Here is a 14,685-nt window from a genome sequence, read left to right on the forward strand (position 1 = left end):
AGCGCTGGATCCCGCATCCGGGACCGGAGGAGGAGGCGTCGCCATCACTTGCCCCGTCACCGAGGCCAGCACAGCGGCTACAACCCAGAAGAGCCCGAACGTTGTTTTGTTTTTCATGTGTTTTTTCAGCTTATGGAATCCCAACCCCATTGAAACTAGATCCATATGGGAGCAGCACCATGAGCATTCGACACTGAACATGAAGCATGCCAAAAGTCGCAACTCACTAGGAAATATATGCAACTAGTTAATTGTAAACATATTACAAATTATGAGAATCGAGAATCTACTCCTTAGCAAGGATAAGAGTTTGTAATAAAATCCGACACTTTCAAAGCATCAATAGCCCATTAAACATCTTAAGTCGTTTATCACGAATTACTTATATCCAATACTAGAGGTGTAAGAAGAACCGACAATCCTTGCCGTGGAGGCTGATGGAGCCTGGAGGGAGGGATGAAACACTTTTGTCCAACCTGATTCGTGGCGTCTCAAGGGGTGAGCAAAGGACGTAAGTCTCGAAACCGGACCGAAGCGCTGTCCTTGGGTGGGATTCCACCCATTTCCACCTCAAACGCCACAATCCAGTCGTTGTGTTCATCCGGATCGATCAAGACTTGTTCGATCGTGAGGCGCGAGTTCTGGTCTCCCTGAAGAAAATGGGTGTGCTTGAGATTACGAGCCTCGGGGTCGAGTCGAAATCGTCCACGGACTTGCCGGTAACGATCCAGAGCAACTCGCAAAGATTCGGGGTTCCAATCCGGTTGACCTGGAACTGAGGCGGCGGGGGTCAACTCGAGTGCGAGCACGAATTCGCTGTTGGACAAGGCTCGAAGGAACTGAAACACGATTTGGCGGAGCTCGGCACGGAGCCTGTTTGAGTTGGATTCTGGACGGGGCGGAAGCGCCGGCGGCGGCTGCGTTGAAGGGGCCATGGAGGCGCCTCGCTGCATCTTCTCCCACTCTTCCAGCAGGCTGGAATCGACTCCGCGAATCAACGCCAGCAGGTAAATCTCCACTTCACGAAGAGAGTCGGTCTTCAAAACATCCGGCACGGTTTGGGCGAGCACCTTGTGAACCGAACTTAAATGGCGCAGCAGCAAGCCTTCGACCCGCTGCAATTCGTAATCCTTGACGTAGTCGTCGAAGGAGCGGAACTGCTCGAACATTTCTCGCGCGATGGATTTCGGACGGATGTTTTCCTCGCCGACCCAGGGATGCCGCTTCGCAAATTCGTTGAAAGTGGCATAGATGAACTCCCGATTGGGCTTGGGATGCTCCAATTTCTCCAACTCCTCCATGCGCTCATCATAGTCCACGCCCGCACGCTTCATTTCGGCCAGTTTCTCTGACTTCAGCCTGTCGAGTTGCCTCCGAAGAATGGGTTCGGGGTCTTCCAGAATTGACTCCACCAGACTCAAAACATCGAAGGTATGATTTGGCGAAGCAGCATCGAGCTTGGGCAGAGTTTCGAAGAGATAAAGCGAGAGCGATTGATTCATCGAAAAATCGTCCTGCAATTCCACGCTGATTCTCCATTGGGACCGGGCTTGCACCTCAGGGCTCGGCGACACGATGCCTCGCTCCACGAGGGAGCGAAAAAGCTGCCAGGCGCGCCGGAAGTGAGCCTTCTTTTGTTTCGGAGAATCGTGACACTGCCGGATGAGTGAGCGCATCTCGAAGCATCCGTCTCCGGGTCTCGAGAGCACGTTGAGCAACATGCCGTGCGAGACTTGGAAGCGCGAGACGAGCCTCTCAGGAGGGGATTGTTGGAGCCGTTGAAAGGTCTGTCGGTCCCATGCGACGAAATTCTTCTCCGGAGCCTTTCTTTTGACGGTTTTCTTCCCGTCGCGCGCGGCTTTCTCCTCCAGCTTGAGATTCTCGATCACATGCTCGGGGGCTTGAGCCAGCACCCAACCCAGCGAGTCGAACCCCTTGCGTCCGGCCCGGCCCGCGATTTGGTGAAAGTCGCGGGCCGACAGGATCGCCGTCTTCTCCCCGTCGAACTTGCACAAGCGGGTGAAGAGCACCGTGCGAATCGGGACGTTGATGCCGACCCCCAGAGTGTCGGTCCCGCAGATGACCTGGAGCAAGCCCCGCTGGGCCAATTGCTCCGCCAAAACTCGGTATTTGGGAAGGAGTCCCGCATGATGCAGTCCGATGCCGTGGCGAAGCCATCGCTTGATTTCCGCTCCATAGGGGCTGCTGAAACGGAAGGCGTCGATCGCGCGTGAAAGGGTTGCTTTTTCTTCCCGTGAACAGACGTTGATGCTGGTAAAATCCTGGGCGCTTTGCGCCGCCTCCATTTGGGTGAAGTGAACGACATACACCGGCGTGCGGCGCTCCTGGACCAGTCGCTCGATGGTTTGCGCCAAGGGGGTCTCCTGGTAGCCGAATTCCAGGGGAACAGGTCGATGCTCCGAACGGATTGTAACCGCGGGCTTTCCCGTGATTCGCGCCAATTCTTCCTCGAAGAACATCGTATCTCCCAGCGTGGCGGACATCAGCAGGAACCGGGATTGGGGGAGGCAGAGCATTGCCGACTGCCACGCGACCCCGCGCTCCCGATCCGAGTAATAATGAAACTCGTCCATGACCACGTCGGCAAAAGGTGCAGCGCGGCCTTCCCGGAGCGCGATGTTCGCCAGGATCTCGGCGGTGCAGCACAGGATGGGAGCGTCCTGATGGACCGTGGCATCGCCGGTGCTCAGTCCGACATGCTCGGCCCCAAACTCCTGGCAGAGCGCCATCCACTTCTCATTGACCAGGGCTTTGATGGGGCACGTGTAAACCGATCGTTTCCCCCTCGCGAGCGATTCGAAGTGCAAGGCGGCGGCGACGAGCGATTTTCCCGAGCCCGTGGGGGTGTTCAGGATGACGTTTTTCCCGTCGAAGATTTCGAGCAGTGCCGATTCTTGGGCGGGGTAAAGGGACAACTCCCTCGAGGCCGCGTATTCCAAAAAGTGCTCCAGCAGGATGTCCGCGGTGACCGGACCGGACGGCAAGTAGTCTTTCAAGGGCATGGATCGACGACCTTCATGGTGGCGTGGGCTGAGCGTTCACACGGAGCCTTCGGGATCGATCCAGGTCGTCGGCATCGCCGCGCCATCCAACTTCAAGAGAGGATGGCTTCGCCATGCCGTCTTGCTCAGTGTCCTCCAAGGTAGGCCTTTCTCACTTCGGAGTTCTGCCGGAGGGACTGAGACTCGCCGTGGAGGAGGATTCGCCCGGTTTCGAGGACATAGGCTTCATGACTGATCTCCAGGGCGAGATTGGCATTCTGTTCCACCAGGAGGATCGTCATGCCCTGCTCCCGATTGATCTCCGCGATCTTCTCGAAAATGGTTTTCACCAGAATCGGCGCGATTCCGAGGGAGGGTTCGTCCAGCATGAGAAAACGCGGACGCCCCATCAGGGCGCGTCCGATGGCCAACATCTGTTGTTCGCCGCCCGAGAGCGTTCCGGCCACCTGGCGTTCGCGCTCTTTCAGCCGCGGGAAAACTTTGAACACATAATCCAGAGTTTCGCCCATCTCCCGCTTGTCTCGTCTCAAATAGGCGCCCATGCGCAGATTCTCCAGCACGGTGAGATTGGCGAAAACCAGCCGTCCTTCGGGCACATGAGCGAGGCCCCGGCGAACCAATTCATGGGGAGGAAGGAGGTGGATGGGGCGTCCCTCGAAAAGCACCTCCCCCGAACGGACGCGTTGCAGGCCGGAGAGAGCGCGCAACGTCGTGGTCTTCCCCGCGCCGTTGGCGCCGATCAACGTCACAATGCGACCGGGATCGACCCGCAGTGAAATGCCGTGCAGGGCGACGATGCCGCCGTAAGCAACCTCGAGCGAACGGACTTCCATCATGGGCGCCGTTTCCATGCTAGGTTTTCGGCGGGTCTTCACCCAAGTAGGCTTCGATGACCTTCGGATCGTTGCGGATGGCTTCCGGTGAACCTTCCGCGATCTTGACCCCATAATCCAACACGATGATGCGGGAGCAAATGCCCATCACGACCCGCATGTCATGCTCGACCAGGAGGACGGAAATCTTGAAACGGTCCTGGACGAATCGAATGAGATCCATGAGCCCGGCCTTTTCGGTGGGATTCATGCCCGCCGCCGGTTCATCGAGCAGAAGCAATTGGGGACGCGTCGCCAAGGCGCGCACGATTTCCAGCCTCCGTTGATCGCCGTAGGAAAGGCTGCGGGCCGGGGCGTGGCGGGCACGCCCGAGCTTAAAAATCTCCAGAAGTTCCATCACCTTTCCTTCGATTTCCTTCTCCTCATCTTGAAAAGCCCGTCCTCGCCACAGGGCATGGCGCAGACCGCTGAAAATATGCAGATGGAACGCGACGCGCACGTTGTCGAAGACGCTCAAGGAAGGGAAAAGCCGGATGTTCTGAAAGGTGCGGGCGATCCCGTGCTCGGTGATCTGATAAGGCCTTCTCCCAGCCAGCGGCTCGCCGTCGAAGAAAACGCCGCCCTGCGTGGGTTGATACACGCCGGTGATGAGATTGAAAACGGTGGTTTTGCCCGCGCCATTGGGCCCGATCAACCCCACCAACTCCCGCGAACCCACGCTCGCCGTCAGCTCGGAGACGGCCGTGAGCCCCCCGAAACGGATGGTGCAACGGTCCAGCCTGAGGAGGTCGCGGACATCCCGGTCAGTGGGCGAAGTCATGATCAGAAGGCGAGCCTTTCGGGTCAAACTTTACCCGGTCGGCGCAGGGTGAACAGCCCCTGCGGACGCAGCAGCATCAAGGCAATCAAAGCCGCCGAGTAAATGATCATGCGATAATCCTGAAACTGACGCAGCCATTCCGGCAGCAAAGTCAGCAACACGGCCGCGAGAATGACTCCCACGGTGTTTCCCATGCCGCCCAGGATGACCATGACCACGATTTCAATCGAACGGAAAAAATCGAACCCCTTGGGATCGATCGATAATTTATAATGTCCGTACAAGCCCCCCGCCACCCCCGCGAAGAACGCGCCCATGACGAAGGCCGTGATCTTGTAACGGGTGGTGTTGATGCCCATGGCTTCCGCCGCGATCTCGTCGTCATGCACGGCGAGAAACCCCCGCCCGTAAGTGGAATTCACGGAACAGGCGACCACATAAACCGTGAGCGCGGCAAAGCCAAACGTCCAAAAGAAATTGGTGTAAGCCGGAATCCCGTTCAAGCCCAGCGCCCCGCCCACGGACTCCATGTTTCGAAACACGACGCGGATGATCTCGCCAAAGCCCAGCGTGACGATGGCCAGGTAATCTCCCTTGAGCCGCAAAGACGGCATGCCGACGAACAATCCCGCCAGCGCGGCGGCCAATCCCCCCGCCACCAGAGCGAAACCAAACCAAACTTGCCCGGCATAAACCGCGAACCCAGTCTCGCCGGAAGGCAGGATTTTCGGACCCGCAAAGAGCGTCAACGCCGCCGCGGCATAAGCCCCCACAGCCATGAACCCCGCGTGGCCAAGAGAAAACTGGCCGGTGTAACCGTTGATCAAATTCAAGCTCACGGCCAGAATCACATTGATGCCGATCGTGATGATCACATCAAAAAAATAGGGATTGATCTGGTCCGAGTAGCGGGACACCAGCAAGCAAAGGGCCAGGGACGCGGCCAAAAGACTCTTCGCCCGGTTCATCCAGCGGAATGCGCGCGGCGCGGAATCCATGACTGGGCTTAAACTTTCTCCACCCGCACCCGCCCAAGCAGGCCGGCCGGCCTGAAGAGCAAAATGAGGATCAACAAGGCGAACGAAATGGCGTCGGTCCAACTGGAAGCGACGGTCGAGTTGACGAAGGTTTCAATGACGCCAAGGAAAAGGCCTCCCAATGCTGCGCCCGGAATGTTGCCGATGCCTCCGAGCACGGCGGCGACAAAAGCCTTCAATCCCGGCAAGGTGCCCATCAGCGGCTCGATCGCCTGATAATTCATGGCGTAAAGAATGCCCCCGGCCGCCGCCAGCGCGGAGCCCAATCCAAAGGTGAAGGCAATGATGGCGTCGTTGTTGATCCCCACCAGGGAGGACGCCGTCGGGTTGAAGGATACCGCCCGCATCGCCGTCCCGACCCGCGTCTTCATCACGATGAACTGCAAGGCCACCAGCAGCACCATCGTGATGCAGGGCACCAGGAGCTGGTTGCTGTTCAAGACCAAGTCCGAACCCAGGCTCAGCGATTTGACCGGGAAGACGGGGGGGAAGCTTTTGACCTCGGCGCCGAAATAGCGCTGGCCCAGATTCTGCAGCAGCAGAGAAACCCCGATCGCCGTGATCAACACGGTGAGCTTGGATCTCGACCTGAGGGGCCGGTAAGCCAACCTCTCGACCAGCATGCCCAGCAAAGCGCAACAGATCATGGCTCCCGCCATCACCAGCAGTCCTCCCCCGACGGTCTCCGGAGGCAATCGGCGGCCCAGGTAATACCCAGCGAAAGCCCCGATCATGAACACATCGCTATGCGCGAAGTTGATGAACCCGAGAACCCCGTAGACCATGGTGTAACCCAAGGCAATCAGGGCGTACACCGATCCAAGGGAAAAACCGTTGATCAGTTGCTGAAGAAATTCTGATTGGGTCATGAGGACGCCATCCAGGCTCCTAACACACGGCCCCGTGGTTCTCTGCGGCAACCGCCCTGTCTCGAAAAGCCATCAAGGTGAAATCGTTTCCACATACTGGAAACGCCCGTCCTTGACGGCAATAATCACGGCCGGCTTGGTCGCGTTCCGCTGGGCGTCAATGGTCGTGTTCCCCGTCACCCCCGGCAGATCGCGCGTCGCAGCCAGGGCCGTCCGGAGCTTCGGCCCCTCCGTGCTCCCCGCGCGCTTGATCGCGTCGGCCAGGACTTTGACGGAATCGTACCCCAACGCGGCCATGGCATCCGGGACCTCGCCGTACTTGGCGCGAAACCGCTTCACGAATTCCTGCACCGCTGCCGACTTGTCCTCGGAAGAATAATGGGTCGAGTAAAAAGTGCCCTCCAGAGCCTTGCCCCCGATCTCGAGCAGCTGAGGGGCTTCCCAGCCGTCGCCTCCGAAAATGGGGGTCTGAATGCCCAACTCGCGCGCCTGACGGACGATCAATCCCGCTTCGGTGTAATAGCCCGGCACAAACACCGCCTCCGGAGCGCTGGCCTTAATCGCCGTGAGCTGCGCTTTGAAATCTTTGTCGCCGCTGTTGTACTTTCGTTCGGCGGTGATCACGCCCTGGCTGGCTTTGAACTTCTCCGTAAAGAAACTGGCGAGGCCCACCGAATAGGGCGCGGCGGCATCCAACAAGACCGCCACCTTCTTCACCTTCAGGGTGCTCGACGCAAATTTGGCCATCACCGTTCCCTGGAAAGGGTCGATGAAGCACACTCGAAAAATGTAGTCGCGGTTCTCGGTCACCTTGGGGTTGGTCGAGGAAGGGGAAATCATGGGAATTTTGAACTGCTGGCAAACCGGCGCCGCCTCCAGAGATCGACCTGATGCCACCTCTCCCAAGATGGCCACCACGCGGTCGCGGGTGATCAGTTTCCGAACAATGGTCGCCGATTCGCCCTGTTGCGACCGATTATCCTCCCACACCAGCTGCAACGGGCGCCCCAGGACACCCCCCCCGGCATTGATTTCCTCCACCGCCAGGACGGTTCCCTTGTGGGAGGATTGCCCGAACGCGGCTTCCTTCCCGGTCAGCGAGGCAAATTCGCCAATCTTGATCGACTCCGCCGCAAGCAGCCCCGGAGCGCAAATCAGCGCCAATAAGGCCGCGAATCGCCGCGCCCAGGCCCGACATTCCACGCCGATAGCACCATGTATCAATTGTTTCATGCAAAACGGACCCGGCAGGGTCGTAGTCTGTTTCTGACTGAACGAGAGTTCGACGGGCCGACGCAAAGGCATCTTCAAACCTGCTTCGTCCGCAGCGTCCTCGCCCCCGAAAAGCAACTTTCCTCCCGGTCCAGGACGGAATCTCGCCGCGACCTTCGTCCCCCGCAGCCAACCCATGGTCGCGTTTCCAGGGGCAATCTGGAAACGAGGCTAGGGAAACCAAGGGGTCATTTCAACCTTGAATCTGGCCGGAATGGCGCTGCCGGCGCATCCGCACGTTGTCGGGGCGCGCCGTTCACGGCGCTTCCGCGCGCAGCACCGACAACCTGTGGATGCACTGTGGCGCTGCCGACTTCTCCGCAAAGGACCGGGCTCGTCAGGTCCGACATGGATCCTCATGGCGCGGCGACCTTGCTGGGCAGGACTCGGCCGCCCGGAACCCGTTCCGGCCAATTCTTCCGCACTTGAGACCTCATTTCCGCCTCGATCTTCTCGTATTCCCTCCGCCCCGCGAGATTCTTCAATTCCCGGAGGTCCCGTTGATGATCATAGAGCTCGGCGCCCTTGTCGCCATCGTCCCAGACGACGTATCGCCATCGCTCTGTTCGCACCGTGTAGCCGGGGAAGCCGCCACGCTGCACCTGGGTGAAAGCCGGGCGCGTCCACTTCGCTTTCGGATCGTGCAGCAAAGGCCGCAGGCTCACTCCGTCCAAAGGGCTGGGGACGGGCAGTCCGGCCAGGTCCACGAGGGTGGGATAGAGATCGAGCAGTTCGACGGTGCGCGGTGAAGCTTTCCCGCGAGCCTTCAGGCCCGGCGCAGCGATGATGAGCGGCACGCGGGCAGATTCCTCAAAGCAGCTCTGCTTCATCCACAGCCCATGTTCGCCGAGCAGGTAACCATGGTCGCTCCAGAAGACCACGATGGTGTTGTCGCGCAGGCGGAGCCGGTCGAGCGCATCCAGCACGCGCCCGATCTGCGCATCGACGAACGAGAGGGTGGCGTAATACGCGCGCTTGCTCTCGCGCGCCTGCCCGGCGGTGACCCCGAAATAAGGCCACGGCTGCGTCGAGGAAAGGGCGGGCTTCGGCAGGATCGAGGGCAGGTTCGTGTTCAAATCGGGCAGGGTGATTTCCTCCAGGGGATACAGGTCGAAGTACTTTTGGGGCGCGATATACGGGCAATGCGGCTTGTAAAAACCGACGGCAAGAAAGAACGGTCGGTCGCGGTGTTTCTCCATCAACTCGACGGCCTGGGTTGCCACCATGCCATCCGTGTGTTCCTCGTCGCGTCCAACGGGGTCCGCGAACAAGCTCAAGGATGAGCCCAGTCCTCGCTTCGGCGTATGGTTGACGAGCTCGCGTTCGAGCGCCTTGTCCCGGCCGGCGGGATTGAACACCTCATTCCACGACGCGGCATCATCCAGCCCGCTCGTGCCAATGCCACCGGGATTGCCATAGTGGTAAATCTTCCCGACTCGCGCGGAATAATAGCCATGCCGGCTGAAGTGCTGTGGGAGCGTGACGACATCCGGCAACCCCTGCCGAAAGTGGTATTGCAAATCGTACACTCTCGTGCGGCTCGGCCGCAGACCCGTCATGAGCGATGAGCGGCTCGGCGAGCAGAGCGGGAACTGGCAGTAGGCGCGGTCGAACCGCACACCGCGCGCGGCCAGCCGGTCGAGGTTCGGCGACTTCACTTGCCGGTTCCCATAACAGCCGAGGTCGTTGTTCATGTCGTCCACGGCGATAAACAACACATTGGGCCTGGCGACGGCGAGCGGTAGGGCCGCGAAAAGGAGACTGATCATCACCCCCAAAAGTGTCCCGTTCATGGCAAGAGGGTCAGGTTGATTTGCCGGACATCCATCACACTGCGGCCGGGAACGCGCGTCGCTCTCAACGCAAGCCATCCTCTCCCTTTCTCCAGCCGCATCCGGCCAAGGCGAAGGGGACGAAACGGCTTCATCCTCGATTCCGCCGCCGGACGGGCAAGAGTATCCTGGTTCGTATACAGCGGCGGGTCCCAGCCCGGCTCCACCGAGCCCTCCAACCGCTCCCCTTTGAACTCCAATTCGATCGTCGAGCCCGCGTCTTGCACCGGACAAGTGTAAAGCACCTCCACCTCGTAATTCCCGGCCTCGTTGACCTCGATATCCCAGGTCATGCGGTCGTCGAGGCTTGTCCAATTCACGAAGTAGGAGCAATTCGGGGCGCTCGCGCTCCGCTTCACGCCGCCATGGGGGACACCGTCCCGCGCGGGCAGCGGCGTGCGCGGGAACACCGCGTAACCCACGGGCAAGGGTCGACCTTCGTTCGACTTCGGCAACACCTCCTCCCGCCAATCGACGACGGCCTTGGCCAGACGTTCGGCAACCTCCCGATGCTCTCCAGCAAGATCCCGGGTTTGGCCCGGGTCGGCCACCATGTCGAACAAGGCACCGCGTGGGTCCAATCGATATCGCTGGGACCGGACGCTCACCTGGCCGTTCCAGTGTGAGAAGAGCAAACGTTCGGGCCAGACAACGGATTGACCCCGCAGCAGCGGCGAAAGGTCGCGTCCATCAAGGGACTTTTCGCCCAGGTGCCGGACCCCGGTCAGTGCGCAAAGGGTGGGCAGCAAGTCGATCGCGCCCGCGATTTCGCGAACCACACGCCCGGGTTCAATGCCGCCGCCAGGCCAGCGGATGAACAACGGCGACCGCACCCCGCCTTCGTCCAAAGAACCCTTGATGTTCTTCATGCCGCCGTTCCAGCGATGGGTGTTGGGGCCGTTGTCCGAAAAATAGATCACCAGCGTGCGATCCGCGATTTGGAGCTGGTCCAGCTTCTGCAGCACGCGGCCCACGTTGTCGTCCAGATTCTGCATCATCGCCAGCGCGCAACGGGTCTGTTCCAGCTTTTCCCGGCTTTCATCCGTGGCACGCTGCGCCAGCGGCTGATCCTTGAAGCGCCGCCAGTAATCGTCCGGCACGGCCCAGGGCGAATGGGGCGTGTTGAAGGGCACGAAGCAGAGGAAGGGCCGGTTCCGATGCCGCTCCAGGAACTCAACGGCATGGGTCGTCACATCATCCGCGATGAAACCCCGACCGCGCACCGGGCGGCCGTTGTGCTCCAGGGGCGGATCGAAATACTCGCCCCAGTGACCGGACGTGAACCCATAAAACTCGTCGAAGCCACGCGCGCCCGGATGATACGGCCACTGGGAGCCATTGTGCCATTTGCCGAAGGCGCCCGTGGCATAGCCCGCGGCCTTGAAAGAATCAGCCAGCGTCTTCTCATCCAGATTCAAGCGCTCCAAACCGGTCGAGACGCCTCGGACGCCTCCGCGAGGATGATAACGCCCAGTCAGCAACTCGGCTCGCGTCGGTGAGCAAACCGGGCAGACGAAAAACCGATCGAAGGAAGCTCCGCGCCGCGCCAGCGAGTCGAGATGGGGGGTGCGAACGGTCGTGTTGCCATTCACACTGTAGTCGCCCCACCCCGCGTCGTCGGCGAGAAAAATCACGACATTGGGCCGAGGCGCGGCCGCCCTGGCGGTCAAAGCCACCCACAACAACACCGCCACGGTCAAGGCACGGTATGGGATCGGCACCAGCCTGGAAGTCCGTCTCATAAAATAGCCTCAAGCCATGCTCGGCCGTGGTCCGTAAACTGCATGAATCCGGGTGAGCCCAGCTCCTCGTCAACGAGAACCGGCTCGATGGGGAACGCGGAGAGTTCTACGCGAGAAAGTGCGCCTTACTCCAGCCGAATCGCCCGTTGAATCTTGACCGGCGATTTCAACCTTTCACCGTCCCCAGGCATCGCGTGAATGGCATGGATGACCTGCATGCCGCGCACCACCCTGCCAAAGGCCGCGAACCCTTGACCGTCGGGATTGCGGCGCCCGCCAAAATCCAGCTCGGGCTGGTCCCCAATACAAACGAAGAAATGATGCTGCGCGGAGTCGGGTCCGGTTCGGGCCATGGAGATCACTCCGTCCAGGTGCTTCAACCCGGTGTCTCGAGTCCGTTCCAATGGGATAGGAGGAAAAGCCTCGTTTTCCTTCTCCGGATTCATCGCGGCTTGCAGAACCTGAATCTTGACCGGGTTCCCCTGTTGATGGTCAGTCCGGACCGCGCGAAACCAACGGCCGTTCTGATAATGGCCCGCCTCCACATAGCGAAGAAAATTGGTGACGGTTCCAGGAGCGCGTTCCCGATCCAACTCCAGCTCGACCGTTCCCATCTCCGTATGGATTTCCACGCGCGGCCTGGCCGGGACCGGTTCCGCCTTCCACTGGAACCGAGGCGCCCGCTCGAAATCAACATCGGCCAAGTGTGCGCGCTCGAGGGCGGGACGCCGGGCCGGTCTGACATAGCGCCAATCCCGATCTCCCAACACTTCCGCGCACAACGCCGCCAGCGCGGGGTCGTGAGCCTTCAACTCCACCCGCGTGTTGACATGATGATGGAGCGCGTCGTTTTCGCGATTGTCGTCAAACCAACTCTGCACGCCCTCGGCCCAGTATTCATTTCGATTCGAATCGGCATAGGTCCCCTTCCACAAGCCGCGTTGCCGGGCCTCCTCATACGCGGCCTTAAGCCGGGTGTCGAAGGTCGGATCCAGGACATTCATGGCCGTCTCGTGCAAGGCGTGCGCAAACTCGTGAATCAAGATGTTTTCGGTCGAGTAAGGGTCCCCGGGGAAAGCCAGCAGGTTCTCCTCGGCGCAACTGACCGTGGGAACCGCGGGGGTGGCGCCCAAACCCCGAGCCCGCCGGTTCCAGTAAACGCGGGGCTTGAGGTGGGCATGCTCGGGAACATCCGTCGTGAATTCGTTCCACGCCATCACGGCCAGCTTGACCTTGTTCGTGGCCATCACCCCCAACATCTCCCGCCGGTGCGCCGTGACCCGCTCCAGTATCCAGGCCGCCTCAAGCAGCGCCGCATCGGACACGCGCTCCGACCCCACAATGGGGAACCCGTGAACTCGCACCCGCTTGGCATAGAACGAATGAAGACCTTCCGCCCTCGCCTGCTCGGCCGAAATACGCTCGACCGGCCGGCGGTCCGACGTCCAGCCCAAGACCCCCAGGCCCAACCAGGCCATAAGCCATCCCCACCCCGCCGCCCGTCTGCACTGCGCGGCCACGGCGCCCCGGAAGAAATGCGGGAATAAGAGCTCCGGTTCCGCTCTCCCAAGCATGGACAATGGTTTGGACAATGCCCATCCAAAGCCGCTATGTTGGTGTGAGTCCTCGGCTGACCGCCGTCGCCCCTCCGCATTCGTCGATTTCCACATGCTCATCGCCATGAAATCTTTGGTTCTCTTGTGCTGGTTCGTGTGCCTTGTCGGATGGAGCTTCAACCTGGTTCCGAACGTTCACGCCGAAATGGTCACCGTGACGCCCTCGGCGGACACGACCCTTCATGAAAAGTCGCCGGATTTCAATGTCGGGGGCCATTTTGATTTTTCCGCGGGCACCGTGGCCAGCGGCCAGCGCACGCGGGCGCTGGTCAAATTCGACCTCACCGGAAAAGTGCCTGCCAACGCCACCATCCTCTCCGCCCGGCTGGTGTTGCGATTCACCCGCGAGCCGTCCAGCGGGGGTGCGGATGGCATCCTCGAAGTCCGCCGCGTGCTTCGCACTTGGACCGAGGGCAACAAACCCGGCCCTTCAGGACAACCGGCGACCTCCGGCGAAACCACCTGGTCCTTCAATATGCATCCCGGATTGCCTTGGGCGGAAAAAGGCGGCGGATTCGGATCCGATTTCTCCAGCACCACCAGCGCCTCGGTGCCGATCATCGGTCGAGGGACCCTGGAAATTCTATCGACCCGTGCCTTGTTGGCCGATGTTCAAGCGTGGCTCGCCGATCCCACGGCTAATTTTGGATGGGTGCTCGCGGTGCGCGACGAAAGCGTGCGCGAAACGGCTCGCCGCATCGCCTCCCGCGAAGATCCCGCCAACGCTCCCAAGTTGATCCTCGAATACACTCTCGGCCCCGCCGAGCTTCGATTCGCGCCCGCCACCACAAGTGCAACGCATCTCTTGCTGGCCTGGACCGGTGGAACACCCCCATTCCAAGTGCAACACCGCCCGTCACTCGAAGCAGGGACCTGGATGGACCTCGGGAAACCCACCACGAATCGGAACGTGGAGATCCCCCGGGCTTCCGCTCCCGGCTATTATCGACTGCAACTGGCCACCACCACTCAAAACCCCGACAACCCGCCGCCGCCACCCCCCGCAGACCCCAATGAAACCGTGGAGTATGAACTCTCCTTTCAAAGCGACTGGACTCCATCTACGCATCCGCAAAGTTATCCGCTCGGCGCCCATTGGTCGCCCTTGATCGGAGGCACGCACAATGAGGAAGTGGTATTCTGGGAGGCAGGCGGTCTCGCCAGCCGTGGGATTGAGGATATGGCCGAGGTCGGGAGCGTGGTGAACTTGCGTCAGGAGATCAACGCGGTGATTGCCGTCGGCAAGGCATTCCAAACCTTCACGCGGCCGGGGTCGATTCCTCCCAGCGGGACCGTCAGCGTCACATTCACAGTTCATAGGAAATTTCCCCGAGTCACCGCAGTCACCATGATCGCGCCCAGCCCGGACTGGTTCACGGGGGTGCATGGTGTCCTCCTGCGGGAAAACGACCAGTGGGTGGATAAAAAAACCGTGGTCCTCAACCTTTACGACGCGGGAACCGACAGCGGCGCCAACTACAACTCGCTCGATGCCGATACTCAACCTCGATCGACCATCCGCCAGATCCTCGGCTTCCCCGCCTTGGTCGGTGGAAACGTGGTTCCTTTCGGCAGCTTCACCTTCACTCGAAAGCGTTGATCCCTGAACAAAGGGATTCGTCACACGCCCTGTGGAAGACG

10 protein-coding genes are annotated in these 14,685 nt (G+C 60.3%); 1 reads left to right on the forward strand and 9 read right to left on the reverse strand.

The genetic code is table 11. The annotated features are described in order from the left end of the window. Positions 1-491: 491 nt before the first annotated feature. The 9 genes from FJ404_03935 to FJ404_03975 all read right to left on the reverse strand — a co-directional run bounded on the left by FJ404_03935 (position 492) and on the right by FJ404_03975 (position 12,432). Positions 492-3,023 (reverse strand): DUF3516 domain-containing protein, encoded by a 2,532-nt coding sequence (locus FJ404_03935; GenBank protein ID MBM3822035.1) that lies wholly within the window; start codon positions 3,021-3,023, stop codon positions 492-494. A 125-nt stretch (positions 3,024-3,148) separates the two neighbouring features. Next, on the reverse strand, positions 3,149-3,859 hold the full coding sequence (locus FJ404_03940; protein MBM3822036.1) for an ABC transporter ATP-binding protein: 711 nt from the start codon (positions 3,857-3,859) through the stop codon (positions 3,149-3,151). Between the two features lie 16 nt (positions 3,860-3,875). Then, entirely contained in the window at positions 3,876-4,676 is an 801-nt protein-coding gene (locus tag FJ404_03945) for an ABC transporter ATP-binding protein (protein ID MBM3822037.1), read from the reverse strand. Positions 4,677-4,699: 23 nt separating this feature from the next. Further along, positions 4,700-5,644, reverse strand: coding sequence for a branched-chain amino acid ABC transporter permease (locus FJ404_03950; GenBank protein MBM3822038.1), 945 nt, complete (start codon positions 5,642-5,644; stop codon positions 4,700-4,702). Positions 5,645-5,682: 38 nt separating this feature from the next. Then, positions 5,683-6,582: a branched-chain amino acid ABC transporter permease gene (locus FJ404_03955; protein MBM3822039.1), complete on the reverse strand. Its 900-nt coding sequence runs from the start codon at positions 6,580-6,582 to the stop codon at positions 5,683-5,685. A gap of 72 nt (positions 6,583-6,654) precedes the next feature. Further along, complete coding sequence (locus FJ404_03960; protein ID MBM3822040.1) at positions 6,655-7,887, reverse strand: ABC transporter substrate-binding protein; 1,233 nt, start codon at positions 7,885-7,887, stop codon at positions 6,655-6,657. 323 nt (positions 7,888-8,210) lie between these two features. Then, positions 8,211-9,647, reverse strand: a complete 1,437-nt coding sequence (locus FJ404_03965) for a sulfatase (GenBank protein ID MBM3822041.1) — start codon at positions 9,645-9,647, stop codon at positions 8,211-8,213. After that, positions 9,644-11,386, reverse strand: coding sequence for an arylsulfatase (locus FJ404_03970; protein MBM3822042.1), 1,743 nt, complete (start codon positions 11,384-11,386; stop codon positions 9,644-9,646). The genes FJ404_03965 and FJ404_03970 overlap by 4 nt, the downstream gene beginning before the upstream one ends. Positions 11,387-11,553: 167 nt before the next feature. Then, complete coding sequence (locus tag FJ404_03975) at positions 11,554-12,432, reverse strand: peptidylprolyl isomerase (GenBank protein MBM3822043.1); 879 nt, start codon at positions 12,430-12,432, stop codon at positions 11,554-11,556. 568 nt (positions 12,433-13,000) lie between these two features. Here FJ404_03975 and FJ404_03980 point away from each other — a divergent pair. Further along, a complete protein-coding gene (locus tag FJ404_03980; GenBank protein MBM3822044.1) occupies positions 13,001-14,644 on the forward strand; it encodes a DNRLRE domain-containing protein in 1,644 nt (547 codons plus the stop codon). Positions 14,645-14,685: the final 41 nt, after the last annotated feature.

The sequence above is a fragment of the Verrucomicrobiota bacterium genome (assembly GCA_016871495.1).
In the GTDB taxonomy this organism is placed as follows: Bacteria; Verrucomicrobiota; Verrucomicrobiia; order Limisphaerales; family VHDF01; genus VHDF01.

Coding starts and splice junctions, on each gene's coding strand:
- FJ404_03940 (MBM3822036.1), bottom strand. CDS start 3,859: ATGATGGAAGTCCGTTCGCTCGAGGTTGCTTACGGCGGCATCGTCGCC.
- FJ404_03955 (MBM3822039.1), bottom strand. CDS start 6,582: ATGACCCAATCAGAATTTCTTCAGCAACTGATCAACGGTTTTTCCCTT.
- FJ404_03965 (MBM3822041.1), bottom strand. CDS start 9,647: ATGAACGGGACACTTTTGGGGGTGATGATCAGTCTCCTTTTCGCGGCC.
- FJ404_03935 (MBM3822035.1), bottom strand. CDS start 3,023: ATGCCCTTGAAAGACTACTTGCCGTCCGGTCCGGTCACCGCGGACATC.
- FJ404_03945 (MBM3822037.1), bottom strand. CDS start 4,676: ATGACTTCGCCCACTGACCGGGATGTCCGCGACCTCCTCAGGCTGGAC.
- FJ404_03960 (MBM3822040.1), bottom strand. CDS start 7,887: ATGCCTTTGCGTCGGCCCGTCGAACTCTCGTTCAGTCAGAAACAGACT.
- FJ404_03950 (MBM3822038.1), bottom strand. CDS start 5,644: ATGAACCGGGCGAAGAGTCTTTTGGCCGCGTCCCTGGCCCTTTGCTTG.
- FJ404_03975 (MBM3822043.1), bottom strand. CDS start 12,432: ATGAATGTCCTGGATCCGACCTTCGACACCCGGCTTAAGGCCGCGTAT.
- FJ404_03980 (MBM3822044.1), top strand. CDS start 13,001: ATGGACAATGGTTTGGACAATGCCCATCCAAAGCCGCTATGTTGGTGT.